21 protein-coding genes are annotated in these 26366 nt (G+C 39.7%); 8 read left to right on the plus strand and 13 right to left on the minus strand.

All coding sequences use genetic code 11. The features are described 5' to 3' along the window. Positions 1-33 precede the first annotated feature (33 nt). From mukB to cmoM, 4 genes are read right to left on the minus strand one after another with little or no spacing between them, the layout of a single operon-like run. Positions 34-4494 carry a chromosome partition protein MukB gene (mukB, locus tag PPBDW_RS09955; RefSeq protein WP_036795213.1) on the minus strand — a complete coding sequence of 1487 codons (4461 nt, stop codon included), beginning with the start codon at positions 4492-4494 and terminating at the stop codon, positions 34-36. Next, positions 4494-5240: a chromosome partition protein MukE gene (gene mukE / locus PPBDW_RS09960; protein ID WP_036795214.1), complete on the minus strand. Its 747-nt coding sequence runs from the start codon at positions 5238-5240 to the stop codon at positions 4494-4496. The genes mukB and mukE overlap by 1 nt, the downstream gene beginning before the upstream one ends. Continuing rightward, complete coding sequence (mukF, locus tag PPBDW_RS09965; RefSeq protein WP_036795215.1) at positions 5221-6543, minus strand: chromosome partition protein MukF; 1323 nt, start codon at positions 6541-6543, stop codon at positions 5221-5223. Before mukF ends, mukE begins: the two co-directional genes overlap by 20 nt. Continuing rightward, a complete protein-coding gene (gene cmoM / locus PPBDW_RS09970; RefSeq protein ID WP_036795216.1) occupies positions 6540-7373 on the minus strand; it encodes a tRNA uridine 5-oxyacetic acid(34) methyltransferase CmoM in 834 nt (277 codons plus the stop codon). The genes mukF and cmoM overlap by 4 nt, the downstream gene beginning before the upstream one ends. 119 nt (positions 7374-7492) lie before the next feature. Between cmoM and elyC the strand changes: the two genes are divergently transcribed. Both elyC and PPBDW_RS09980 read left to right on the plus strand, forming a co-directional pair. Then, the gene (elyC, locus tag PPBDW_RS09975; protein WP_036795217.1) at positions 7493-8299 is read left to right on the plus strand and encodes an envelope biogenesis factor ElyC; all 807 of its coding nucleotides are present in this window, start codon (positions 7493-7495) and stop codon (positions 8297-8299) included. Between the two features lie 212 nt (positions 8300-8511). Further along, positions 8512-8748: an RNA recognition motif domain-containing protein gene (locus PPBDW_RS09980; RefSeq protein WP_036795218.1), complete on the plus strand. Its 237-nt coding sequence runs from the start codon at positions 8512-8514 to the stop codon at positions 8746-8748. An 86-nt stretch (positions 8749-8834) separates the two neighbouring features. Here PPBDW_RS09980 and kdsB read toward each other — a convergent pair whose 3' ends face one another. The 5 genes from kdsB to PPBDW_RS10005 form a co-directional block, all read right to left on the minus strand. Next, positions 8835-9581, minus strand: coding sequence for a 3-deoxy-manno-octulosonate cytidylyltransferase (gene kdsB / locus PPBDW_RS09985; protein ID WP_036795219.1), 747 nt, complete (start codon positions 9579-9581; stop codon positions 8835-8837). Beyond that, positions 9581-9760 (minus strand): Trm112 family protein, encoded by a 180-nt coding sequence (locus PPBDW_RS09990; protein ID WP_036795220.1) that lies wholly within the window; start codon positions 9758-9760, stop codon positions 9581-9583. The genes kdsB and PPBDW_RS09990 overlap by 1 nt, the downstream gene beginning before the upstream one ends. Further along, on the minus strand, positions 9741-10775 hold the full coding sequence (gene lpxK, locus PPBDW_RS09995; RefSeq protein ID WP_036795222.1) for a tetraacyldisaccharide 4'-kinase: 1035 nt from the start codon (positions 10773-10775) through the stop codon (positions 9741-9743). Before lpxK ends, PPBDW_RS09990 begins: the two co-directional genes overlap by 20 nt. Before the next feature lie 2 nt (positions 10776-10777). Beyond that, positions 10778-12535 (minus strand): lipid A ABC transporter ATP-binding protein/permease MsbA, encoded by a 1758-nt coding sequence (msbA, locus tag PPBDW_RS10000; RefSeq protein ID WP_036795223.1) that lies wholly within the window; start codon positions 12533-12535, stop codon positions 10778-10780. Between the two features lie 125 nt (positions 12536-12660). Next, positions 12661-14973, minus strand: coding sequence for a DNA internalization-related competence protein ComEC/Rec2 (locus PPBDW_RS10005; RefSeq protein WP_036795224.1), 2313 nt, complete (start codon positions 14971-14973; stop codon positions 12661-12663). A 31-nt stretch (positions 14974-15004) separates the two neighbouring features. On the opposite strand from PPBDW_RS10005, the gene PPBDW_RS10010 reads away from it, so the two are divergent. The 4 genes from PPBDW_RS10010 to PPBDW_RS10025 all read left to right on the plus strand — a co-directional run bounded on the left by PPBDW_RS10010 (position 15005) and on the right by PPBDW_RS10025 (position 17668). Continuing rightward, positions 15005-15529, plus strand: coding sequence for a DUF2062 domain-containing protein (locus PPBDW_RS10010; RefSeq protein ID WP_036795225.1), 525 nt, complete (start codon positions 15005-15007; stop codon positions 15527-15529). A gap of 313 nt (positions 15530-15842) precedes the next feature. Then, positions 15843-16400 (plus strand): HdeD family acid-resistance protein, encoded by a 558-nt coding sequence (locus PPBDW_RS10015; protein WP_036795227.1) that lies wholly within the window; start codon positions 15843-15845, stop codon positions 16398-16400. 253 nt (positions 16401-16653) lie between these two features. Continuing rightward, entirely contained in the window at positions 16654-17010 is a 357-nt protein-coding gene (locus PPBDW_RS10020; protein WP_146145947.1) for a hypothetical protein, read from the plus strand. Continuing rightward, complete coding sequence (locus PPBDW_RS10025) at positions 17003-17668, plus strand: DedA family protein (protein ID WP_036795230.1); 666 nt, start codon at positions 17003-17005, stop codon at positions 17666-17668. The genes PPBDW_RS10020 and PPBDW_RS10025 overlap by 8 nt, the downstream gene beginning before the upstream one ends. 78 nt (positions 17669-17746) lie before the next feature. Here PPBDW_RS10025 and PPBDW_RS10030 read toward each other — a convergent pair whose 3' ends face one another. From PPBDW_RS10030 to lolC, 4 genes are all read right to left on the minus strand, one after another. Next, positions 17747-18298 carry an outer membrane beta-barrel protein gene (locus PPBDW_RS10030; RefSeq protein WP_036795231.1) on the minus strand — a complete coding sequence of 184 codons (552 nt, stop codon included), beginning with the start codon at positions 18296-18298 and terminating at the stop codon, positions 17747-17749. Positions 18299-18905: 607 nt separating this feature from the next. After that, positions 18906-20150, minus strand: a complete 1245-nt coding sequence (gene lolE, locus PPBDW_RS10035; protein ID WP_036795232.1) for a lipoprotein-releasing ABC transporter permease subunit LolE — start codon at positions 20148-20150, stop codon at positions 18906-18908. Beyond that, positions 20150-20839, minus strand: a complete 690-nt coding sequence (lolD, locus tag PPBDW_RS10040) for a lipoprotein-releasing ABC transporter ATP-binding protein LolD (protein ID WP_036795233.1) — start codon at positions 20837-20839, stop codon at positions 20150-20152. The genes lolE and lolD overlap by 1 nt, the downstream gene beginning before the upstream one ends. Continuing rightward, positions 20832-22040 carry a lipoprotein-releasing ABC transporter permease subunit LolC gene (gene lolC / locus PPBDW_RS10045; protein WP_036795234.1) on the minus strand — a complete coding sequence of 403 codons (1209 nt, stop codon included), beginning with the start codon at positions 22038-22040 and terminating at the stop codon, positions 20832-20834. Before lolC ends, lolD begins: the two co-directional genes overlap by 8 nt. Positions 22041-22281: 241 nt before the next feature. On the opposite strand from lolC, the gene PPBDW_RS10050 reads away from it, so the two are divergent. Then, the gene (locus PPBDW_RS10050; RefSeq protein ID WP_036795235.1) at positions 22282-22866 is read left to right on the plus strand and encodes a PilZ domain-containing protein; all 585 of its coding nucleotides are present in this window, start codon (positions 22282-22284) and stop codon (positions 22864-22866) included. Continuing rightward, positions 22856-26314 carry a transcription-repair coupling factor gene (gene mfd / locus PPBDW_RS10055; protein ID WP_036795236.1) on the plus strand — a complete coding sequence of 1153 codons (3459 nt, stop codon included), beginning with the start codon at positions 22856-22858 and terminating at the stop codon, positions 26312-26314. Before PPBDW_RS10050 ends, mfd begins: the two co-directional genes overlap by 11 nt. Positions 26315-26366: the final 52 nt, after the last annotated feature.

The following is a 26366-nucleotide window of genomic DNA, read 5'->3' on the forward strand; positions in this document are numbered from 1 at the left end:
ATACTCAAGAGAGTTACTGAATATAATTACTGTTTACACAGGTTCAATATCAAGGAGTGTCTGTACTGGCATTTCCACTTTTGGTTTGTTACCAAAACCGCGTAAACCCACTACATGTACGTGTTCACGATCCTTAAATATTTTACGCACTAATTTATAGGTCGTACCTTTTTCAGGACTAATATTTTCAGGTGCCGCAATTAATAACTGCATATCTAAACGTTCACATAACTCAAATAAGGTCGCAATAGATTTACCATCTAAACGCGCTGCCTCATCGAGGAATAACAAACGACAAGGAATAATATCTTTACCGCGTAAACGACGAGATTCTTCTTCCCAGCTTTGTACAACCATCAACAAAATTGCCTGACCAGTACCAATCGCTTCACCAGTCGATAATGCACCAGATTCAGCTTGGAGCCAGCCATCAGTACCACGGTTAACTTCAATGTTCAGCTCTAAATAGTTACGGTAATCAAGTAGCTCTTCACCCAGAATTTGCGGTGAACGCTGACCCATATCAATATGTGGATTTAAACGTTGGAATAATTTCGCAATCGCTTCTGAGAACGTTAGGCGATTATTGCCAAACAAATCATTATGCTGATCTTTTTGATCAATTAAGCCGAGTAATAACGATTCATGAGTATCACGTACTTTAACGTTAAGACGTACACCACGCACTTGACCAAATCCAATATTTTGTAAGCCTTGGTTAAGCATACGAATACGGTTTTGCTCACGCTGAATTGTCTTACGAATAATATTAGCAACTGAATCAGAGCTAATCGCTAGACGTTGCTCACGTGCAGTCAACTCTTCGGTTAGACGTGCCAGTTCAACTTCCATTTCTTCAATGGCTTCGACTGGATCATCAGTACGAATAATATCGTGGCGAATACGCTCACGCAGATGCTGATACACCGCAATATAGAACAAGACTTTACGTTCAGGACGCGCAACATCTTCTGATGCCCGTAGCGCATCACGTAAATTTTCATTATCTGAAACCGCAAGACGCAATGCACCTAATGCTTTATCCGATAATGAACGTAATTCATCTGCAGACATATATGCCATTTCACGACGGTGTAAACGACGCTCAACATCACTTTCACGAGCAAGACGTAAGACAGCACACCAGCCTGCTTTTGCATTTACAACCAGCTTACGGAAATCTTGGTAATCTTTACCAACTTTACGTAAACGCTTCATCAAGCCTTTCATTTCAAGCTCAATTGAGGTGGTTGATTTTTCTAACATACTGCGACGGTTACGAGAACTGTGTAAACGTTCATTCAATTCATTACGACGAACCAATGCTCGCCCTTCAGCTTCGACATCAGCGCGAACGCCAAGTTCTTGAAGCTCACGTTCAAACTCAAGCACTGTTTCATTTTTCGCTTGATGAGAACTTTTCAGTGATGCCATCAACTGGTTATATTGGTTAGCTTGTGCGCGTGATTGTTTTAAACTTTCACGGGCACTGTTACGCTGCTGTTCTGCTATCGCTAATTTTAGCTTTAGCTGCTCGTTAAGCTCAGAACTCTTACTTAATAACTCAACTGAATCAGCATAGCTAAAGTGATGACGACGTTCGGCTAAATCAGCAACCGCAAAAATCAAGGTTTTCAATTGTTGCAGTTTTTGATCAGCGGCTTCGTAATTAGCTTGTAGTGCATCAAACTGTTCAGGATCGGCATCAAGAGCTGATACCAGACTTTCAAGTTCAATTAATGATTTTCCGTAACGATCAAGATAGTTACGAGCTTCATCCATTTGCGCAAGTTGTTGTTCAACCTCAGCAAAGCGCTCAGTTAATGTTTCGTCTTCAAGCAAAGTGACCACTGGATTTAACTTACCCAGTAAAGTTAAACCTTCGCGCGCAGCGGCTAATTGAGCGCGTTGTTGTTGCTCTTGCGCTTGTGATTCAGCTAACTGACGCATGATCTGATTACGTTGATCACGTGCTTGTTTAAGTTCAACTTCAGGATCGGCATTAAACGCAATCGCCATATGCGTCGCAACAAAACTGTTAAAGCTTTGGTACAAACGCTGCAGTTTTTGCGAGTCAAATGCCGCTTTAGCGTGATCTTCGACCACTTGATCACGTTCATCACGCAAAAACTCTAAACGCTGCTCACGGGCTGCTCGACCAAATAATGGTACTTTTGGAAAACGTGAATAACGTAGCTGGCGATCATTAAGATGTACACATACTGCATTTTCAAGTTCATCAACATCAAAGCCACTGTCATCAAATGAATCCGCATCACCTTCAATGATATATAAATCATCAGGGCAATCATCAAGTGCAATTAGCTTTTCTTTAATACCGCTTAAATCAGGGACAATAATCGCATGACGAGATGGGCCATACATTGCGCTGAAATAAGGAGCATCAGCAAGGGTAATGTCATCATAAATTTCAGATAACATGGTACCGCCAAGAGTCTCCGCTAACGCTCGTAAACCCGAATCATCACTGCCGCCCGGCTGTGCCAAACGTTCAATATCATGCTCTAACGTTTGCTTTTGTAGCGCTAACTGATCACGTTTAGCTGACACTTGACGTTCATTATCAAGTGTTACTTGCATCGCATCCATTACGGCTTGGCTACTGGTTAATTCTGCATTCGCTTGATCTGCAAGAACTTCCAGTGCATCAGATGCCGCAATCCACGCCGGAGCAGAGGCTTCAAGTGCCGTAATACGTACAGCTAGTCCTTGCTCGTTATGACGCATGTCATTACGTTGCTCAACCAAACTTGCTTGATCTTGTTCTAAACTTTCTAATGTTGCTTCATGACGGGCTTGCTCTTCGGCTAATGCCAATTCGCCATCAATAGTCGTTGCAAACTTTTTCGCGTAAGTTTCCGCTAATTCAATCGCTTGACGTTGACTACGCACACTGCGTTCTAGATCACGATATTGTGCTTTTAGCTGCTCACCGCGCTCAGAGACCGAACGAAGTTGGCGGCCATGCTCAATTAACTCACGGGCTTTATCGCTAGCATTAGTACGATCAACCACACCAGCAATAGTGGTAACAATCGCTAACCCTTTTTCAAACTGTTGCGCCGCTGCTGATGACATATCAAGCTTATGCTTCAATGCCAATAAAGCGGTGGTTTGTTGTTCTTGCTGTTGTTTTAGCTGAGATAAATAAGGTGGCGCTTGATCAGCAAGCATTTGGTGATCACCCGATAACTGGCGCGCCTTTTCTAATGCTTGTAACGCTTGTTGATATTGCAGAGCTCGTGTCTGCTGCATATCTAGCGCTTGCTGGTAATCGGCCAACTGAGTTTTTAAGCTATCAACTTCTTCTTCAGTTAACTGTGATTGTTCTTCGGCAATTGCTAATTGTTCAGCAGCCTCTTCAACCACCATCACTTGCTCTTCAAGACGCTCTGTCAGCTCTTCAAGATCTTCTTTATAACGTTCAATTTTCTCAGCTTGACGTACTGCTGCTTGAACCAGTTGTAAGTGATCCGATGCTGATTGATGATCTTGTTCTAGCGCGCTTTCCTGATCGATCAGCTCGGCTAGTTCTGCATTCATGTTATTTAACGATGATTGCTGATCAATAAGCGTTTGACGTGACCCCATTAACTCACCACGCAAACGTAGTGTTTGATCGAGTTTCTGTTGGCGTTCGTTAGCATGACGCATATAGTCAGCAGCAACATAATTCGTTGCTTCAGAGATTAAATGCTTAAATAAGTCACGATCACTTTGAGTTAACTTAATCGCTTCTAACGTCATACGGTTTTCACGTAATGCCGCTTCCATATCTTGGAAGGCTTTTTTTACCCCTGAATTATGCGGTAATAAGTAGTCACGTAGTGAGCGAGTGATCGCACTTGAAATACCACCGTATAAAGAGGCTTCAATAAGACGATAGAATTTTGAACGATCTTGGCTATTACGTAATTTCTTTGGTAATACGCCCATTTCAAACATTTGCACATGGTAATCAGTTACCGAGTTAAATGTTTTAAATTGCACCCCTTCATATTGGCTAACAAGGTCTTTAACATCATTAAGCTGACGAACACGTGCTTGGTTTTCAGAAATCGTTTCAACTAAAATTTCAGCAGGTTTGATATGTGATGGTAAGCCTTGAATCAAAAAAGGCTTAATGTCTACTTTCTTATCACGACCAGCAACTTGCTGCAATTTAACGGCAAAGATAATGCGTTGTTGCTTTGAGTTAACCACATCCAGCGCAGCATAACAGGCACCCGGCTTTAATTTACCGTGAAGGCCTTTATCGCGAGATGCATTTGAACTACCCGCTTCTGTGGTATTACGAAAGTGAAGTAAGCTTTGATCTGGGATCAGTGTAGTGATAAACGCTGCCATGGTGGTAGATTTACCCGCACCGTTACCGCCTGAAAGCGTTGTCACCAGGTTATCAATATCAAAGGTACGTGCAAAAAAGCCGTTCCAGTTAACCATGGTGAGCGATTGATACTTGCCGCGTTCCATTAAATACTACTCTCCTGTCCTGCTTGCTCTACATCTTGCTGCATTTCAAGCGCTTCTTGATTATTGGTGTCAATATCATCAAGCAAACTTGACTGACTTGACGCTTGCTGGTGCACCACGGCTTCACCGTCACGAATTAATCGTAACTGCGCTTCACGGACATCATCGCCAGTACGGACATCAGCACCAAAACGGAATACAGATTCGCTGATACGAAATTTGCCATTTTCGCCAATAGGAATTAGCATCCCTAGACGACGTAAACGACGCAGTGCTGTTTTCACTTTATCAAACAGCTTTTCACGATCGAGATCAGAACCTGAGGCACGATTAGTAACAAGCTTCATTAGCTTTTGTTCATCTGCTAATACTAGCAACTCATCAAAAAGCTCTTGATTAGTAAAAATACCTTCATGTGCTAAACGTTCCGGGCTAAGGTAAAGAAAACACAATACCTTACCAACGAGCATATCGATTTCAGATAATACTGAACGACCAATCAATGATGTTGAGCGTGGACGCAAGTATAAAAAGCCTTCAGGTGCACGCACTAATTCAGCATTATAGCGGCGGTAAAACATCGCTAATTCTTTCTCAAATTCAATTAAAAAAGAATGGTTATCTAAATCTTCACTTGAAATATGACGGCCAGAACGTAATGCATTATCTAGCGCAGGGAAAAGTGGATTAGCTATCGCTTTTGCCAACTTCTCCGGCATAAATTCTTCAATATTTGTCAATGACATGGGCTTGTACCTTAGCTCCGTATTCGTTAATTGCTTCCCAATCAGGCTGAATGGCGTTGAAATCAGCTTCGGAATACCCCATCCTTACTGCCTGATCAATCACAATCCGTGCTAAATCAAAGTGTTGTGCATACGGATGTTGTGACAAATAGTCTTTAAGTAAAACGCTCAAATTAATTGGTGCACCTGTCGCTTTATGTGCTTGTAACATCAAACCGACTTTCTCAGCCAATTGATCGTTAACCAAATCAAGCTCTTCGAATTCCATCTCTCCAGGAACGATACCTGTTACTTCATCATCACGTAACATCAAGGTTTCATCACGCATATCAAGTAAACGTTCAGCATCCGCAAACGTCAGCAACCACGGCGCATCAAAGTAATCGGTGACAGATTGACGCAGTCGTTGACTAAAGGCGCGGTTTTTATCCATATCAATCGCAGTACGAATAAATTTATGTACATGGCGGTCATAACCAATCCATAAATCAATTGTTTGCTGACCCCAACTGATAATGCGATCTAACTTCATTTGGAGGATATAAATCATACCATCAACAAAATCGAGATCATCATGTCCTTGAGTTGCTTCTTGAATAGCAAGTAACTGACTTTGAAGCTGATCACCGGCTGCTTGCAGCGTATCTTGCAATTCACGTAAGGTTGATGATGTTTCATCAAGTAATGCTTCACAACTACTAATTGCGGCTTGCCAATCTTGATTTAATAATTCAGCAATATCGAGCTTAACTTGTTGCTGCTGCTCATCCATTGCGCGTTGGTTTAAATCAATACGGTCAAATATTTCAGCCACTGAGTATTTTAATACTGCATGCACATTTTGACGCCAATGCTTTTCATCACCGCCTTCTTGTGCAGCTGTCGCTGCTTTATTTATTTCATCTGCTACCATTGCTAATTGAATGGATAGTTTTAGCGTTGAAAACTCACGTTGTCGCACGTAGTAATCAGTAATACCGAGCGCTAACGGACTTAGTCGATAAATGCTAGCACCGTCAGTAACCTCACTGGTAAAGCGTGATATTAACCGCTGTCTTACCAATTCATTAATGGCGTTATTGGCGCGAAATGCCAGGGTTTCCTTGGTTTGGCCGAACATATCGCTAACAATACGAAATGCATCAACCAACTCACCTTCCCCTAATTCTTCATCAAAGCGATCGCCACTTAATACCGCAATCGCTAACAAGAACGCCAGCCGTTCTGTTGGTAAATTAAGGGCAAACTCATTATTTTTGACCCAATTTACCAACTCAGGAACAGTCTGGGTAACTTCACTCATCCCTTGTCCTTATTGCTATGATTTAAATTTGCCATCAATGTTAGCGTTGCTTCTGTGAGTGGCTTACGCGCATACACATGAATATAACGGCCTAATGACAAAAAAGGTTCCTGACGACAAAGCTTTTGCTCCATATCAAGAACTTGTTCGAAACTGTAATCACCCATTCGATCGTGATGCATGTAATCATGGAATGTGCGTACACCGGTTTTACCCATTATGTCAAACCCAGCCTCAGTTAGACACTGATATACTTCATCAGGTTTTATACCTTGCTGAGGTTGTAACTTAAACCGTTTACGATGTGGCATACCCTGTTCTATATGGGTTAGATTGCCACAAATCAAATTCTTAAACAGTAATCCATTGTAGTTATAAAACATCACCGAAATAACACCACCTGGTTTTACGTTATCTAATAAACCCATTAATGTTGTAATCGGATCAACTAACCATTCCATCACTGCATGAAAGAGAATTAAATCAACAGGTGCTGAGATGTGCTCACTGATTTCTTGGATCGGTGAATGTACTAATCGATATTGCTCAACTAAGCCGTTTTTAGCAATTTCTTGTTCTGCTAATGTCAACATTTCGCTAGAAAGATCACATAACGTCACTTGATGTCCAAGCGCTGCTATTTTTTGAGATATTTGTCCAATGCCGCCACCAGCGTCCAAAACCTGCAAAGGTGAGGCTGCATTCAATTGTTCCAATATATATTCAATATCTTGCCAAACAACAGTTTGTCGTATTTGGCCTTTCGCTGTGCCATAAATATTTTCAGCGAACTTTTTCGCTAAATCGTCAAAATTTCGGTCTTTTTTCATGGCTAATTTACGTTATGATAGCGACTCTAGAATGTGACTTATTTTCTCACAAGCGCTAAAGGAATAAAGGCTTGTGATCGGTTTTATTGCTCAACTGCTGAAATTTCGGACGACATATTATGTTTATACTAAAAAAAATCATCTCTGCGATACTAATGCCGCTCCCGTTTCTATTATTAGTCGGCGCTATTGGTTTATGCGTACTGTGGTTTACTCGCCAAAAAAAATTAGCCTCTATTTTGGTTAGTGTCTCTTTGATCGGTATCTTTTTATGTTCATTCCAACCATTAACAACATCGTTATTACGACCATTAGAACAAGAAAACCCAGCATTTGTGAGTACCACTAAACCTATTAGCTACGTAATGGTATTAGGCAGTGGCCAAGTAATTGATAAAACCTTCCCTATAACTTCAGAGTTATCTCCAACCGCTATTACTCGTTTAGTCGAAGGAATCCGTATTTTCCGCATGTATCCTGATGCCAAGCTGATCTTATCAGGATTCGGAGGGATTGCTTCTCATGGTATTAGCCACGCGCGTTTAATGGCTCACTTAGCAATAGCACTTGGTGTAAATAAGCGTGATATTTTATTATTTGAATCAACAAAAGACACGAAAGAAGAAGCTTTCCAAGCCGCCGATGTCGTTAAAGATAAGAATATGATTTTAGTAACATCTGCCAGTCAAATGTCACGTGCTCTTTATTATTTCCATCAAGCAGGATTGCAGCCAATTGCAGCACCAACTAACTTTAGAGCCAGTAATAAAATGCGTAGTTTCATTCCTGATGCAACCTATCTGACTCAAATGGAGATTGTTGAACATGAGCGTTTAGGGCAATTATGGCAACGTATTACCAGCAAACTGCTAGACCCAAAAACTGAGCATCTACAGGCAGAAAAGGTAAAACCCGAAACTTTATAGGTTTTACAATGTCATATTTTAGTTAATTAATTTAAAGTCAGATCCCACATTATGTGGTATCTGATTTTTTTTAGCGATTCTGTTTTTGCATAACTATTAAAGTAATACTACTCAAGAATTACTTTAATCTTATTATTTCATTCTAATCTCAATATGCTTTGCTTTATTTCATGGTAAAATAATCGCTTATTACTTAATAAAGAATTTAATTCATGAAACTTTTAATCCGTAACCTTTCTCGCAGCACAACTGAAGTTCAAATTCATAAAATGTTTGAAGAATTTGGCAAAATTAGTGCGTGTAACCTTGTATTAGACGAAAAAACAGGTAAATCAAAAGGATTTGCATTTGTTGAAATGGCTGATGACGAGCAAGCAATTCGCGCAATGAAAGCACTTCATGAAATGATGGTTGATAAAAGCCGTATTCGTGTAAAAATCGCTGAATAAGCTACTTCCGTAGATTAATTTAAAGACAAAAAACCGAGTAAACAAGACTCGGTTTTTTATTATGCAGTATTAACTTTACGAGCTAATTAGCCAACTAACTGGCGCACTTTTTCTAAATCTTCTGGTGTATCAACCCCTGCTGGTGGCGCATCAATTGCGACATCAACGTGAATTTTCTCACCATACCAAAGCACTCGCAGTTGCTCTAATGATTCAATATGTTCCAGTGGGCTTGGCTGCCAATTAATATAAGTATTAATAAACCCTGCACGGTAAGCATAAATCCCAATATGGCGTAAAAGGTTATGATGAACAATACGCGGTTGCTGGGCAAAGTTATCACGATCCCAAGGAATCGCAGCGCGACTAAAGTACAGTGCGTAACCGTCTTTATCGGTCACAACTTTTACGGCATTAGGATTAAAAATCTCATCATGATGATCGATTTCTACCGCTAAAGTTGCCATTGGTGCATTAAAGTGCGCAATATTGTCTGCAACTTGGCGAATAATCGTATCAGGGATAAGTGGTTCATCACCTTGCACATTAACCACAATATGATCATCAGCAAGTTGATATTTAGCCACAACTTCAGCTAAACGTTCAGTGCCTGATTGGTGATCAGCACGTGTTAAACATACTTCACCACCAAAGCCTTGTACAACATCAACAATACGCTGATCATCTGTTGCTACAATTACTTGATCTGCACCAGATTTACACGCTTGCTCATATACCCATTGTACCATTGGCTTACCCGCGATATCTGCTAACGGCTTACCTGGTAAACGAGTTGATTGATAACGTGCTGGAATAATAACAGTAAATGCCATTACTTAACCTCATCAGAGCTTAATGTACGCGCTTCAGAGTCAAGTAAGACTGGAATACCGTCATCGATAGGATAAGCAAGACGATCAAACTTACACACTAATTCATTATTTTCTTTATCGAAATTCAACTTACCTTTACATACAGGGCAAGCAACGATTTCAAGCAGACGGTGATCCATACTTTTCCTTAACCTCTATAATCCGTTTAATAATAGCTGATGCTTGTGGCTCGGAAATAACTGCATCAACAGGCAGATACCACCAATTATCCTCAGCAAATGGGTAACATTTTACCGCATCTTTTTCAGTCATAACTAAATGTTGCCCTTGTTGGGCTAAATCTAACAATGTTTGATGAGTAAAGGATTGGTGATCAGCAAAAGGCTGGCACACAACAGGCTTTACTCCTAACGCATCTAATGTAGCAAAATATCTCGTAGGATTACCAATACCAGCCATCGCTACAACAGCGGTTAAAGAAGTAACAGCACAACGAGCGCCAGTTTTAATATTGATTAATTCTGACGGTGCTAAATGCATTGCTGCTTCATTAATCTCCGCTTTGCCACCATTGCAAATTAAAAAATCAACCTCATTTAAACGCTGACACGATTCACGCAATGGTCCCAATGGCAATAAATGTTGATTACCAAATCGACGTTGGCCATCAATGACAACTAATTCAATATCACGTGCAAGCGCATAATGTTGTAGCCCATCATCAGTAATAATGACATCAACATCATGCTTTAATAGTAGCTTTACTGCATCACTGCGAACGGGAGCAACAGCAACTGGCACCCCTGTTCTACGGCGAATAAGTACTGGCTCATCACCTGCAATATTGGTGCTGGTATCATGATCAACAAAATACGGATAATACGGTGCTTTACCGCCGTAACCACGTGAGACAACACCGGGTTTTAATCCTTGTGCTAGTAGCTGTTCGACTAACCACACCACTACTGGCGTTTTACCATTACCACCTGCGGTAATATTACCGACAATAACAACCGGCACCGGTGCTCGATATGCTATTTTTTTGCCATCGGCGTATTGCTGTCGCTTACGACGGCTTAATGCGCCAAATAACAAACTGAGAGGCCACAATAATGGCCATAACAGTAAATAAGCAACCCGCATTTTACCTTTAAGAACAGGTTGATACCACATAGCTTCAATCAATGCCGCCACAATTAATCACCAAATTGAATACGATGAAGTTGCGCATAAGCACCATCATGCCTAATTAATTCACCATGTGTACCACGTTCAATAATTTCACCATCATCGACCACTAAGATCTGATCAGCATTTTCAATCGTCGACAAGCGGTGAGCAATCACTAATACTGTGCGATCTTTTTGCAATTCATCCAATGCCTGCTGAATAGCACGTTCAGATTCAGTATCCAAAGCCGAGGTTGCTTCATCAAGCACCAGTACTGGGGCATTACGTAACAATGCACGTGCAATGGCAAGACGTTGACGTTGACCACCAGATAAACTCACACCATTTTCACCAATAACAGTATCAAGTCCATGCTCCATGTCTTTAATAAAGTCCATGGCATAAGCAAGTTCTGCTACGCGTTCTATATCTTCGCGAGTGTATTCTTCACCGCTAGCATAAGCGATATTATTAGCAATCGTGTCATTAAATAAATGGACGTTTTGCGATACAACCGCAACTTGAGAACGTAAGTTTAATAAAGTGTAATCTTGTAGCTCAACATTATCTAAACGTAGCGCGCCCGAATCGATATCGTAAAAACGAGTCAACAAATTAGCAATGGTACTTTTACCCGAGCCGGAACGACCGACAAGTGCAACCGTTTTACCCGCAGGAAGTTCAAAGCTAACATTACGTAGCGCTGGCGTGTCTTTGGTTGGGTAAGTAAAAGTAACATTTTGTACTGACACATCACCTTTAACTCGCTCAACTTCATGCTTACCATTATCTTTTTCTGTTTCTAAATCCATCAAATCAAACAACGTATGACACGCAGCCATACCACGTTGGAATTGAGAGGTAACATTCGTTAATGATTTCAATGGACGCATTAAGCCAAACATCGCACCAAATACTACTGCAAAAGTACCCGGCGTTAATGAGTCACGTAATGATGGTGTATTCGCAAGAATCAATACCACCACTAAAGCAGAAGAAGCAATAAGCTGGATGATTGGATTGGCAATAGCCTGCGCAGAAACCAATTTCATCGATTGGCGACGCATTAAATTACTCACATAATCAAAGCGGTGCTTCTCTACTTCCTGACCACCATAACTTAATACGACTTTATGGCCTTTTAGCATTTGCTCCGCCGAAGAAGTCACAGACCCCATCGCCTCTTGCATACTACGCGAGATTTTCCGAAAACGTTTTGAAACAATACTAATACTAATAGCAACGATAGGTGCAATGACAATCAAAATAGCCGATAACTGCCAGCTATTCCAAAACATCAATACCATTAAGCCAATAATAGAGGCGCCTTCACGGACAATGCTTACTAATGCGCTACTGGTTGCAGAAGCGACTTGCTCAGAATCATAAGTAATACGTGATAATAATGCCCCAGATGCTTCTTTATCAAAGAACGCCACTGGCATTTTCATGAAATGCTGAAAGAGTTCTCGGCGTAAACTCATTACAACATTACCGGAAACCCACGATAAGCAGTAAGTTGATACAAAACCACTAGCGCCACGCATGATCATTAAGCCAACAAGATAAATAGGCATCATGGCAAGGAAACCTGAGTCCATACTGTCAAAGCCACCAAAACTTTTATCAAGCAACGGTTTAAGCATCGACAGCATCAAGGTATCACCAGCAGCATTAATAATCAGCGCAATAACAGCGACAATAATACCTGCTTTATAGATCTTGATATAAGGCCATAGTCTTTTATAAGTATCTTTGGTTGATTTTTCTGTTAATTGCGTCATGAATGCCAATATTGATAAAATACAGTGTCTCTATTCTACCCTTAAGATTGCTATCAACCAAATTTGTCCACAATCCTTTTTTATTAAAGGGCTTTTTCTGCTCATAAAAACAACAGTCAGCACAGTCAATAACTGTTATTTAATTGTTTTGCTAACCATTGTGGCCTGTACCATGTTTGAGAGTAATGATAACGGTATTGTTTTACGCTGTAGGTATTATTACTCATTGTCACCGTTACTTGGCCACTATCTTGAGTACTAATCCAATCAATATTATTCGTTTGATAACGTGCAGCAATCGCTGCTGACGGTAATCCCCAAGGGTTAAAATAACCAATAGACACAACAGCTAACGATGGTTGTACTACATCAAGTAAAGTTTGTGTTGAAGAACTACTGCTGCCATGGTGTGGTACAATTATAATATCGGATTGCCAATCTTGATCCTGCATTAACATCACTAGTTCAGACTTAGCGTCAATATCTCCAGTCAATAAGATACTCGGTCCGTTACCATTTATAGCCTGAACGCGAATGACACAAGAATCTGAATTAGCGGCTCGTGGCGTTGCTTTAGGTGGCCACTTAACGACAAATTCAAGTCCTTGCCATTGCCATCTTTGTCCGGTTATACACTCAGAAAAACCTAAGCGGTGATCGCTACTGTATTTTTCTAAAGGTTGATAACGATCTATAAGATAATCACTACCGCCAGCATGATCGCTATCAGCATGACTCAAAACTAGCCCATCAATAGCTGTTATTCCCTTATCCGCCAATATCGGTGCAATAACTGACTTTGCAATGCTATTTTCATCCCAAACATTACCGGTGTCATAAACAAATACACGTTGTTGGTTTTGTATTAATACTGCTAACCCATGCCCTACATCTAACACGCTAAGCGTCCATAATGACGGTTTCTGGTTATCGTTTTCCCACCGCCAACTCAATACAATAAAAATAATACTGCTGTAAAACCACCGAAAATGCATCAAGGGGAATAATGGCCACGACACCGTAATTATTGCGATCAACACTAACCATGGCGTTATCGAAGCCGGTAACATCATCCATGCACCATGACTCCATGCGGCAATTTTAAGAACGGGTAGTAAAGAAAAGTCAGCAACTAGCCAACACCATGACGACAACCAAGGCCACCATGGAGTGATCGCACCAATTAACACTAAAGGAACCGTAATAATACTTAACCAAGGAACAGCAATTAAATTTGTCAATGGCGCAGCTAAAGATACTCCACCAAACCACCACCACTGCATCGGTAACATTAATAACAATAAATACCCTTGCAATTTACAGAGATACTTTATTCGTTGATAGCAGCGCTGATACCACGTTAAATTTGCTAAAACTGGCGAATTCTCAGTCATAATCATGACTAAAAAGATGATAACCGCACCAAAAGATAGCCAAAATCCGGCGCTATAACTCACAAAGGGATCCCACAGCAAACATAACCCTAAAGTGATTAACAAAACTTGCCAAGGTAGCCAATAAATTGCAGTTATTCTTAAAATGCCGACGATTAAACACATCAATAATGCACGAATAGTCGGCAAACTAAATCCAGCCAACCACGCATAGCCCAAAGCAAAAATTAATCCACTCAGTAAAGGTAACCACAGCCAATAGTACGTTTGTGGAAGGCATAACCTCAATAAATAGCCTAACCACCACCCCATTAACATTGCTAGCCCAATATGTAACCCTGAAATGGCTAATAAATGCGCTAAGCCACTATCACGTAAATACACCCAATCTTGGGCCTTAAGTCCATCTCTAAGTCCAAAGGTTAAGGCGGTTAAATAACTTTGATTGTTAGTGCTTTTTAACAACGGGGTAATTTTATCTAACCATTGCTGCCGTACTGACACCGAAGATGATAATCTTATTGGCAACGTGTCACCGTTTATCACAACGGCACTACCATGAATACTACGGCTTAGTGCATATTGCTCACCATCAAATCCAGCTTGATTGACTCGTCCAACAATACGACTCAATCTTACGGGTAAACGCCATATTTGTCCTTGTTTCAATTGCGGCGGATCTTTCCAGACCACCATCAATCTTAGTGGAAAGACAAAATCAACATTCTGTGAGTGCAAATTAAGCACCTTTACCTCAAAATGCTCAGTGGGTATATTTTCATTAAAAAGCGTACTAACGCTTACATCTATGATAATATTAGTTCTGTTTTTTGGAATACTATCTATATCGTTAATATATTGATTAGCATCAAAAACAGCCCATGATATAGCGAGCGAAAAGCTAATAACAATAACATTTCGATACACCATAAATATAATGACACCGATTACTATGATTAATAGTAAAGCCCAATATGGTGGTAATACATTGAAAAAATGTAACGACAGAAATCCGCTTATACTCGCTATAAATATTTGAACCATATGGCCTTAGCCAGTTTGAAAAAAAATTATTATGCCAAGACATTTCATTAAAAAATTTCTGCCTAGCCATGAAGTAATTAAACGCCAAAAAGCGTTAAAAATATTTGGAAATCTACTTTATAACCCTAACCTATGGTGCCTAAATCGTCGCTCAGCATCTGGCGCATTTGCTGTCGGGTTATTCATGGCTTTTGTTCCACTTCCAAGTCAAATGTTAATGGCTGCGGGCCTAGCTATTATGTTTGGCGTAAATTTACCGCTCTCTGTAGCATTAGTATGGGTCAGTAACCCCGTGACTATGCCGGTACTATTTTACGGTGCCTACAAACTAGGCGCTTGGGTTTTGCATAGTCCTGATGTTGGATTTCATTTTGAGCTAACTTGGGATTTCCTGTTAAATCAAATGAGTCAAATCGGTCCTCCATTCTTATTGGGCTGCTTTATCTGTAGCGTCTTAAGCGCTTTAATCGGTTATTTTGGTATTCGATGGTTATGGCGCTACTCGGTTGTACGTAGCTGGAATAAGCGTAAGTTCCGTATTCCTAAAACCCACTAACTGTTGCTTTGTTATAACAATAAAACTCCATCATTTTGGAGTTTTATTGTTAACAAACCTTCTTTTGAGAAACAACTAACACCATTTTTCATTCCCATACGCAAGATTTCACGATTAATCGATCTAACTCTCACCTCTTTATCTTCTCTCTATATATATCGCGCCATCAAAAACTTATATTGCTAATTAGCTGCATTTTATACCTAGTAATTATTATTGTTCAGTCTACTATTTAAAAATGAAATACATCCTTAAATAGCAATCACTTACTAGTCGCTAATTAACATTAGTCATTTAATTAAAGGGAAATAATATGGAAAATCCAGTGAAGAATTTACTTACAAAAGGTTGGAAATGGTTTGTCATCGTTGGTGTAATTGTTGCACTTGCGGGTATTTTTGCCATTAGCTTACCGGTTGCAGCTGGTATGACTATTACAACCATTATTGGTGTGATCTTTTTAGTGATAGGGTTAGTGCAGGTTTATCACACCTTTAGTATTCCACAATGGAAAACCAAAATTTGGTATGTCATTAGTGCCCTCTTTTATCTCATTGGTGGCTTATTCATCCTAGGACAACCCTTTATTGGCTTGGTGACTATTACCGTTCTTATGATTGCTACCATGGTATTTAATGGCATTACGCGAATGGTATTTGGTTTTAGTAGCCGCGAGCATCTTGCTGGTTGGCGTTGGATTGTATTTAGTGGTTTATTATCAACAGCAATTGGGGTTTATTTTTTTAATTTAATGCATAACCCTGAGTTTTCAATGTCACTCTTAGGAATTTTTGTTGGGGTTTCGTTAATATTTGAAGGAATTAGCTTTATTTTCATCGGTTCACAAATGAAAAAAGCGCTTCATAAGTAAGTACTAACATTTACCCAAAAGTATCCAAGCTTCAGTTAATTGCTGAAGCTTTTTCTTTATAATTCATAGCATAACCAATAAGAAGCATAATCAATAATTCATTTCTATTATAATTTCTTATAAAAACATTGCCTTTGGTTATAAATTTCAGTAAAAGAGTGTTTTTTATACTTGGGCGATACTATTGATGGGTTACCTTACTCTATTTAGCTTACTGCTAAGCGTTTTATTAATAAGCGCAACGAGTATGACTGTGCCTACAGCACCTCCTCAGTATGCTTTACATAAAGTTTCAGTATTTAGCCTTACCAGTAATCAAGAAAACTGGAACAATAATGTCGTTATTTTATCGAATAATAATCATAAAACACGACAGTTATCAAAAACAGAGAAAAAGAATTTTGTTCCTGTTCTAAATTGTGACAACAATGTCGCCCTATACTTACACCAAACAATAAGTCATTGCGCTAAGCACCAACGGTATCCACCTCTTGCACTTGCTAATTTTCAATACCGTTTCACCCATAGTCGTAGGCAGTTAAGATTACTCAATTACCGCGACATTTACTTTAATTATGACTCTGACTACAAGGACTACATAGATGCTTGATTCATTTGTATCTATTTTTTCAGCGCTATGGCAACAAGATTTTGCAGCATTACAAAACCCTGAAAGTATTGTAATGATTTATTTTTGTGTCACCTTTGTTATTTGGTTGGAAAGCGCATTTTTACCAGCAGCACCACTACCTTGCGACAGTATTGTTATTTTAGCTGGCACACTGGGTGCAATGGGAATCATTGATTTCAAACTGATTGTATTTTTATTAATTGTTGCTGCAGCAATTGGCAGTTGGTTAGCTTACTTACAAGGCCGTTGGCTTGATCATTTGCCAAAAGTAAAACGATGGGTAGATATGGTTCCGCCTCATCGAATGCAAACAGTAGATAAACTGCTTATTCGACATGGTATTGTGGCACTATTTGCTGCACGATTTATTCCTGTAGTACGGCCTTTATTACCTTTAATGATGGGATTTAGAATCAAGAACCAAGCACATTTCTTTCGATTTGCTTGGCTAAGCGCAACAGCTTGGGTATTAGTATTAACTGGACTAGGCTACTTATTGACACTACTACCTGAAAGTGTCGCTCGTGTAACGACCATGGTATTAATGGTTGCTCCTTTCATTACGTTAGGTATAGCGATCATAAGCCTTTTCAGTAGTTGGCTCATTAAACGCATAAAAAAAAATAACATTGCTTAATTATCTGTACCAATCAATAGCTATAAAAAAACCCGCTAACTATTAGCGGGTTTTTTATCATCATATATGGGCTTAGACTTAGAAGTAGAAGCGAGTACCGAATACGATGTTTGTTAGGCTGTCTTTCGCTTTACCGCTAGAGAACTCAATATCGTCAGTTGCGATGTTGTAGTTAACTTCTGCGCTTAGAGCAACGTTAGGGTTGATGAAGTACTTAACACCACCAGCTAATTTAAGGTTTAGTGCCCAAGAATTACCACTCTTACCAAAGTCAGTGCTTCCGCCGTCTTTGTTGTTATAGTTTAGCGCAGCAAGCTCAGTTGCAGCACCAACATAAGGAACCCAGTTAGTAGAGTTAACAAAGTTGTACTCAGTGAACACACCTAGCTTACCGCTAACTGCATCATTTTCGTCTTTAGCGGCAACAGATGCTGTACCACCAACTTCCCAGTTATCTTTTACGAATGTACCGTAAGAACCGTTTAGGTTTAGATCCCAACCGCTGCCTAGTTTAGCGTTACCTTGAACACCAATCTCTTGTGTGCCAGCAGGAAGTTGAACAGCCGCTTGTGCTGCAACAGGTGCCATTACAGCAAAAGCTACTAATAAACCAAGTGCATTCTTTTTCATGTTAATTCCTATCCTAATTGTTTTATTTATTAACAAATAGCTGTCTATTATAAAGTAACAGTCATATCGATGCAGGATGAATCCCTTTCCAATAACGACAACAACATATTTGTGTTTAAGTAACGACAAATTATCACGTAAAAATGACACTGTTAAATTAAACAACATAAATTCACAAAAAAAAGAACAGTGTTCGTAATTTATATGTGCCAAAAAATATTTTTCAGAATTTTTGATAATCTGTAGGCTACATCAGTACTGGGGATACCTTTATTTTTTATAAATTACCAACATTAAATGCTGAAATAAAAATAAAGAAAATAAAAAAAACGTACCTTGTCAATGTCATAAAAATCACATCTTTGGTTAAAAAATAACCATAAAATACAAATAAAAGACAAAATAATCCATAATTACTCTGCTTTTTATTTTTATTTATCAGCTATAAATGAACTTATTTTCTAATGCTCATCAAAAAACGTTATTTCTCAGCAATTATGATAGCTACAAATACCGCAATAATACCGATAACTAAAAAACACAAACAAAAAACGGAGCCTAAGCTCCGTTTTGAAATTAACACCATGAATAAAAGCGTTACTAGTTATTACTTAGCACTTAATACTCGTGCTGGTTGTAATCGACTTGCTCGAGTTGCTGGATACCATGTCGCTATCAAACTTAATACAATCGCAGTAGTGGTAACTATCACAACATCATGCCAAGCTAGCTGTGTTGGTAGAAAGTCGACAAAATAGATATCCCCCGACAAAAATCGATGCCCAATAATTTTCTCTATCACGCGAACTATATGCGTTAAGTTAATTGCAATTAAAGAACCAAATATCGAACCAATAATACTACCAAGTACACCTGACAATACCCCATGCCAAACAAAGATAGATTTAATCAGTCGATCACTCGCTCCCATAGTACGTAAAATCGCAATGTCTGCTGCACGATCTTTTACTGCCATCATCAACGTCGAAACAATATTAAAACAAGCAACGCCAATCACTAGTACCATTACCAAATACATAATGGTACGCACCATTTGAATATCACGGTATAAATAGCCGTATTTTTGCGTCCAACTTTTAAGGTAAACATAAACCGGTAACGTATCTCCGACCTCTTTTACGATTTGTTGTGCATCAAGTACATTATCAACATTCATTTCGATACCTGAGACACCTTGTCCCATATCTAAATATTGTTGTGCATCTTGTAACGGTACAATGGCTAAACTGTGATCAATTTGTCCCCCTAAAGCGAGCAAACCAACAACTTGTAGACGAATACGCTTTGGCGCTCTCAACTTCATTTGAGGATCTGTATTTGGAATCATTGCTGTGATCCAATCCCCAACCTTCAGTTTAAGTTTAGTTGCAACACCTTGACCTAAAATAACCTCTCGCTTACCTGCGGTGAAAGTTGACCATGCATTATTCTTAACATAGCGGGGTAACTCACTCACTTTAAGCTGTTCTTTAGGATCGACACCACGTACAGCAACAGCTTTCAGTTTGGCGCCTCTTTCAAGTAACGCCGTAAATTCAACATAAGGTGCAGCAGCGGTAATATGTGGATGTTGCTCAACTTTCTTTAATAACGGTTTCCAATTATTCAATGGCGGTTGCACTGCTTGCAATTCACCTTGCGGAATAACAGAAAGCACTCGCGTTTGTAACTCTCGTTCAAAGCCATTCATTGCCGATAAACCGATAATGATCACCGCGACACCCACAGCAATACCAAGCATCGATGACAAAGAGATAAACGACACCATGCGATTACGTTTTTTTGAACGATTAAAACGACTACCTATATAGAGGGATAAAGGTCGAAACATTACTTCTCCTTAACCTCTGATAAAATACCGTCTTGCATGTGCATACAACGATCAAGCTTTGAAGCTAATTGAGTATCATGAGTCACCACTAAAAATGCAGTACCTGATTCTGCATTTAGCTTACGCATCAGATCATAAATATCTAACGCTGTTTGATGATCTAAATTACCCGTAGGCTCATCTGCAAGTACGATCGCAGGGTTATTCACCAATGCACGTGCGATAGCAACTCGCTGCCGTTCACCACCACTCAATTCTGATGGACGATGTTCAAAACGATGATCTAATCCAACCAATGCTAGCATATCTTGCGCACGAGTACGTGCTTCACTCACCGCAACACCACCAATCAGTAATGGCATTGCCACATTTTCTGTTGCGGTAAAATCTGCCAATAAATGGTGAAATTGGTATACAAAACCAATATCTTGATTACGTATTTTTGCTTGTTTATTTGAACTTAACGTATCTAAACGCTGACCTTTAAAAAATACTTCACCGTTAGTCGGTTCATCTAGCGCACCTAAAATATGAAGTAAGGTACTTTTACCTGAACCTGAAGAGCCAACAATTGCGACTAATTCATGATCAGCGATATCAATATTAACCTGTTTCAATACTTCAGTTTGTAACTGCCCTTCTTGGTAGGTTTTACATAATTGATTACAAGATAATAATGGATTATTCATAACGAAGAGCCTCAGCAGGACGGACAGCGGCCGCACGATAAGAAGGGAAAATAGTCGCTAATAAACTCAATATAATAGCGCCAACAATAACAGCTAAAATTTGCATCGGTTCAAAATCCACCGGTAAAGAACCACCAATAGCAGCAAGGTTTACACCCAAAAATGCCATAATTGGATTGAGGTAATGGGACACTATCACGCCAAAAACACCACCTAATAAAGCACCAATAACACCACTACTTGAGCCTTGTACCATAAATAATGTCAGCACCTGCCGATGAGTCATCCCTTGTGTTTTTAGGATCGCAACTTCAGCTTGCTTTTCCATCACAACCATAATCAAAGCTGAAATAATGTTAAACGCAGCGACACCAATGATTAGACCCAACATCAGTCCCATCATGTTTTTTTCCATTTTAACAGCTTGAAATAACTCTCCACGTTGTTCACGCCAATCCGACCATTTCCAATGATTTGGAAGTGGCATTTCCGCTAGTTCAGTGACAGCAAACGGATCATCAAGATACAAACGCCAGCCTGACATTTGATCAAGTTTGTAATGCAGTAATCGACCCGCATCGGAGATATTTGTAAACACCAACTGTTTATCAACATCAGAACCCGTATCGTAAATACCAGAAACGGTAAAATTGCGCTGACTTGGTAAGCGTCCCAATGGAGTGAATTGGCTCGCACTAGTTACCATTAAGCGAATTTTATCACCTGGTTGAATATCAAGTTCAACAGCCAGCGCTTGACCAATAATGACATTAAAACTGCCAGGTTGAAGATCCTTTAATGAACCTACCATCAAATGATCAGCAATAGGATCATATTGATTAGGTTCAATACCAATCATCATACCGGCAGCTAATGAATTAGCACTCTGAATGATGGTTTCACCACGAGTTATTGCTGTTACTTTTGTCACATGCGGTAACTGCTTTAAAACTGTAGGTACTTGTTCAGAAAGAGGCACTCGTCCATCAGCATTCGTCACAACAGCTTGTGGTAAGACTCCTAATATTCGGTCTTTGAGTTGTTGTTCAAAACCATTCATGACAGACATGACGGTAATTAATGCCATCACTCCTACTGTAATACCCGCCGTTGACATATAAGAAACAAAGCGACTAAAACGGTCACCTGAACGTCCACGCAAATAACGTAAACCAATAAAAAAAGATACAGGATGAAACATAGGCTTAAAAAACCACTCCTTTATTTGATGATCCAAGAATACTCGTTAACGACTCGGTTTACCATCTAGCAAGGTAAATGTAATGTAAAAACAGTGAGTAAAAGATCACCGCTTAACTGAGATCGCTTGCTCGTAACTTCGCTCTAAGTAATAATTGAAACAAATGTCGCCGATATTAACGTTGGTTACATAACCTAAATAGTGACAACGTCGATGACAATTAACTGGTAGTGAGTAAGTAATGAGACAAGATGAATATTTTTCAGTTCACTTAGGACTAACAATCAATGTCGAACCATTAGCAGATGGCCACCCACTCCCCAATATCGACACCTTTCGTACTGAAATACCGCCACTGTTTCGTATAGCCAGCGAATGTAACACGCTTGAAGAAAACGCAGAACGTCTATTAAACGGGTTTGGTAAAGAAGATAGTAAAGCCTTAGCTAATTATCTTAGTGCTCAAAATAGTAAAATAAACCTGCTGTTATCTTACGTGCTATCTCAACAAGATAATGTTAATTATCGTTATATAACTGAAACATTTGGCGCAAGTAATTTGAGCTTTTATAGCTCACATGATTTTACGATTGGGCAAAATGTCACCGTTAAACTATTTTTAGATCACCCTGCCGCTGCAATTTATTGTTATGCTGAGGTGGTTAATTGCTCCGCTTTAGACGGTCGTTTTTTAATCCAGTTGCATTACACGCGATTGTTAGAAGATGATCGTGATTTATTAATCCGTGCCGCACTGCATTGCCAACAAAAGCTTTTACGTCAGCGGGCCCAACAACGAAACATGAATAATAACAATGACGAATAAAACATTACTCTCAATCCCCTTACCAAAGAAAGCTGGGGATAATCGTTACATCGGTAATTTATCAGGTTCTGCATTGGCGTTGTCATTAGCAGAAATAGCGACCAAACATAAAGGGCCTGTACTTGCCGTTGTTGCTGATACCCAAACGGCACTGAGATTACAGCCTGAAATTACTCAGTTTTGTAATCTTGACGTACACGTTTTTCCTGATTGGGAAACACTACCTTATGATAATTTCTCACCTCATCAAGATATTATCTCTGAGCGTTTAGCGCGCTTATACAAAATGCCAACGCAGAAAACGGGCATTATCTTAGTGCCTATCAGCACACTATTACAACGATTAACACCCCAAGAATTTATTCATCAACATGCTTTAATTGTCAAAAAAGATGATCGTATTTCGCTAGAAAAATTACGTCTTCAGCTAGAAGCATCAGGTTATCGCCATGTGGATCAAGTAATGGAACATGGTGAATATGCTAGCCGTGGTTCATTGGTGGATCTATTCCCTATGGGTAGCAATGCGCCATACCGAATTGATTTTTTTGATGATGAAGTCGATTCTATCCGTCAATTTGATCCTGAAAATCAACGTTCAACTGCAGAAATCACCACTATTGATTTACTACCAGCACATGAATTTCCAACCGATGAGTTAGCGATAGAAAACTTTCGAATGCGTTGGCGCGAACGATTTGAAGCCCGCCGTGAACCTGAATCTATCTATCAACAAGTCAGCAAGAAAATCTGGCCGACGGGTATCGAATATTGGCAACCGCTATTTTTTGATCATACCGAAACTTTATTCGACTATTTACCGAGCAATACTTTATTAGTGACATTAGGTGACTTAGAGCCAGCCGTTGAAACATTCTTGCATGATGCCGAATATCGTTATGATCAACGTCGAGTCGATCCATTACGACCATTACTTGCCCCTAAAGAACTATGGCTAACTAAAGATGAAATGTTCGCTGGTTTTAAGCAATTACCGCGCGTAAGGATACAACGCGACCCGATTGATGATGAAAAAGTGGGTCGCTACAACCCGACACTATCGCCAATTCCAGCAATTACAATTAATCATCAGCTCAAAGAGCCATTGGCTGAATTGCGTCACTTTACAGAGCAATTTAAAGGAAAAATTATTTTCTCCGTTGCTTCTGAAGGCCGTCGTGAAGCATTATTTGATTTATTAGCTCGAATAAAACTGCGCCCGACAGTATACGACAACCTTGAAGCAGCAATTGCAAGCAAAGATAAACATTGCCTGGTTATTGGTGCGGCGGATAATGGCTTTATACTCGAAAAACCTGCCGTCGCTTTTATTTGTGAAAGTGATTTGCTTGGTGAACGCATTCAGCAACGCCGTCGCAATGACAAAAAAACCACCGTCAATGCTGATACGATTATTCGCAACCTGGCTGAATTACAAGTTGGTCAGCCGGTGGTTCATATCGATCATGGTATTGGACGCTACCAAGGACTGCAAACACTTGAAGCAGGCGGAATCAAAACCGAATACGTTACCCTTGAATATCAAGGTGGCGCCAAACTGTATGTACCAGTTGCTTCACTGCATCTTATTAGCCGTTATTCAGGCGGCGCAGAAGATAGTGCACCAATTCATAAACTGGGTGGTGAAGCATGGGTTAAAGCTCGCCGTAAAGCCGCCGAAAAAGTACGAGATGTCGCCGCTGAGTTACTCGAAGTTTACGCAATGCGTGAACTTAAGCCAGGCTTTAAATTTATACTTAATCGCGAAAGCTATGCCGATTTTTGCACTAGCTTTCCTTATGAAGAAACTTACGATCAAGCCTTAGCCATTAATGCAGTTCTGTCTGATATGTGTCAACCTAAAGCGATGGATCGTCTTGTCTGTGGTGATGTTGGCTTTGGTAAAACAGAAGTCGCAATGCGAGCTGCCTTTGTTGCCGTTGATAATAATAAGCAAGTAACAATATTAGTACCAACGACATTATTGGCTCAACAGCATTTCGAAAACTTCCGTGATCGTTTTGCAAATACGCCAATTCGCGTTGAAGTTTTATCACGATTTAAAACAGCCAAAGAGCAAAAGCAGATTCTGAAGGATGTCGAAGAAGGTAAGATTGATATCCTTATTGGTACCCATAAACTACTAAATAGCAGCGTTAACTACCATGATCTAGGATTACTGGTGGTTGATGAAGAACACCGCTTTGGTGTGCGTCAAAAAGAAAAAATTAAAGCCATTCGTTCCGACGTTGATATTCTTACTCTTACGGCAACCCCAATTCCTCGTACATTGAATATGGCAATGAGTGGTATGCGTGATTTATCAATTATTGCCACGCCACCAGCTCGTCGTTTAGCAATTAAAACCTTTGTTCGTCAAGGTGATGACGATATTATTCGAGAAGCAATATTACGTGAAATCAGCCGTGGTGGTCAGGTTTACTTCCTCCATAATGAAGTTGATAGTATTGAAAAAACCACTGAAGATTTAGCTAAGTTAATACCTGAAGCACGAGTGACTTTTGCACATGGTCAAATGCGTGAACGCGAACTTGAAAAGATCATGGGTGATTTTTACCATCAACGCTTTAACGTACTGGTCTGTACCACTATCATTGAAACCGGTATTGACGTACCTAGCGCCAATACTATTATTATGGATAGAGCTGATAATCTTGGCTTAGCACAACTGCATCAGTTACGTGGTCGTGTAGGTCGTTCCCACCACCAAGCATATGCCTATTTACTAACACCACATCCTAAACGTATGACCAAAGATGCGGTTAAACGTTTAGAAGCAATTGCTTCATTAGAAGATCTTGGTGCTGGCTTTACCCTTGCAACTCATGATTTAGAGATTCGTGGCGCGGGTGAGCTCTTAGGTGACGAGCAAAGTGGTCAGATTCAATCCGTTGGTTTTAGTTTATTCATGGAGATGCTAGAACAAGCCGTTGAATCATTACGTGAAGGTAAAGAACCAACACTTGATGACTTACTCAAACAGCAAGCTGAGGTAGAAATGCGTATTCCGGCATTACTACCCGATGATTATATTCCTGATATTAATACCCGCTTATCGCTTTACAAACGTATCGCGAGCGCAACTGATGATAATGAGCTTAATGAGATAAAAGTAGAATTAATCGATCGCTTTGGTTTATTACCAGAAGCGGCAACGAACCTACTTACAGTCAATAGCCTTAAACTCAAAGCGGCAATTATTGGGGTTAAAAAAATTGAGAGTAATGAAAAAGGCGGTTATTTTGAATTTAAACAAGATGCTGCTATTAACCCTCACTTCTTAGTTGGCTTACTGCAAACCCAACCGCAGCATTTCAGAATGGAAGGCCCGACGAAGTTAAAAATTGTATCAGGAGAGATGGATCGTAAAAAGAGAATTAAATTTGTTGAGGATCTACTTAACCAATTTAGAGAAAATATGATCTAACTATGACAAGCCTCAGATAAATCACATCGTCTGGGGCTTATCTCTCTCCGCA

The organism is Photobacterium kishitanii (assembly GCF_000613045.3).
Classification (GTDB): Bacteria; Pseudomonadota; Gammaproteobacteria; order Enterobacterales; family Vibrionaceae; genus Photobacterium; species Photobacterium kishitanii.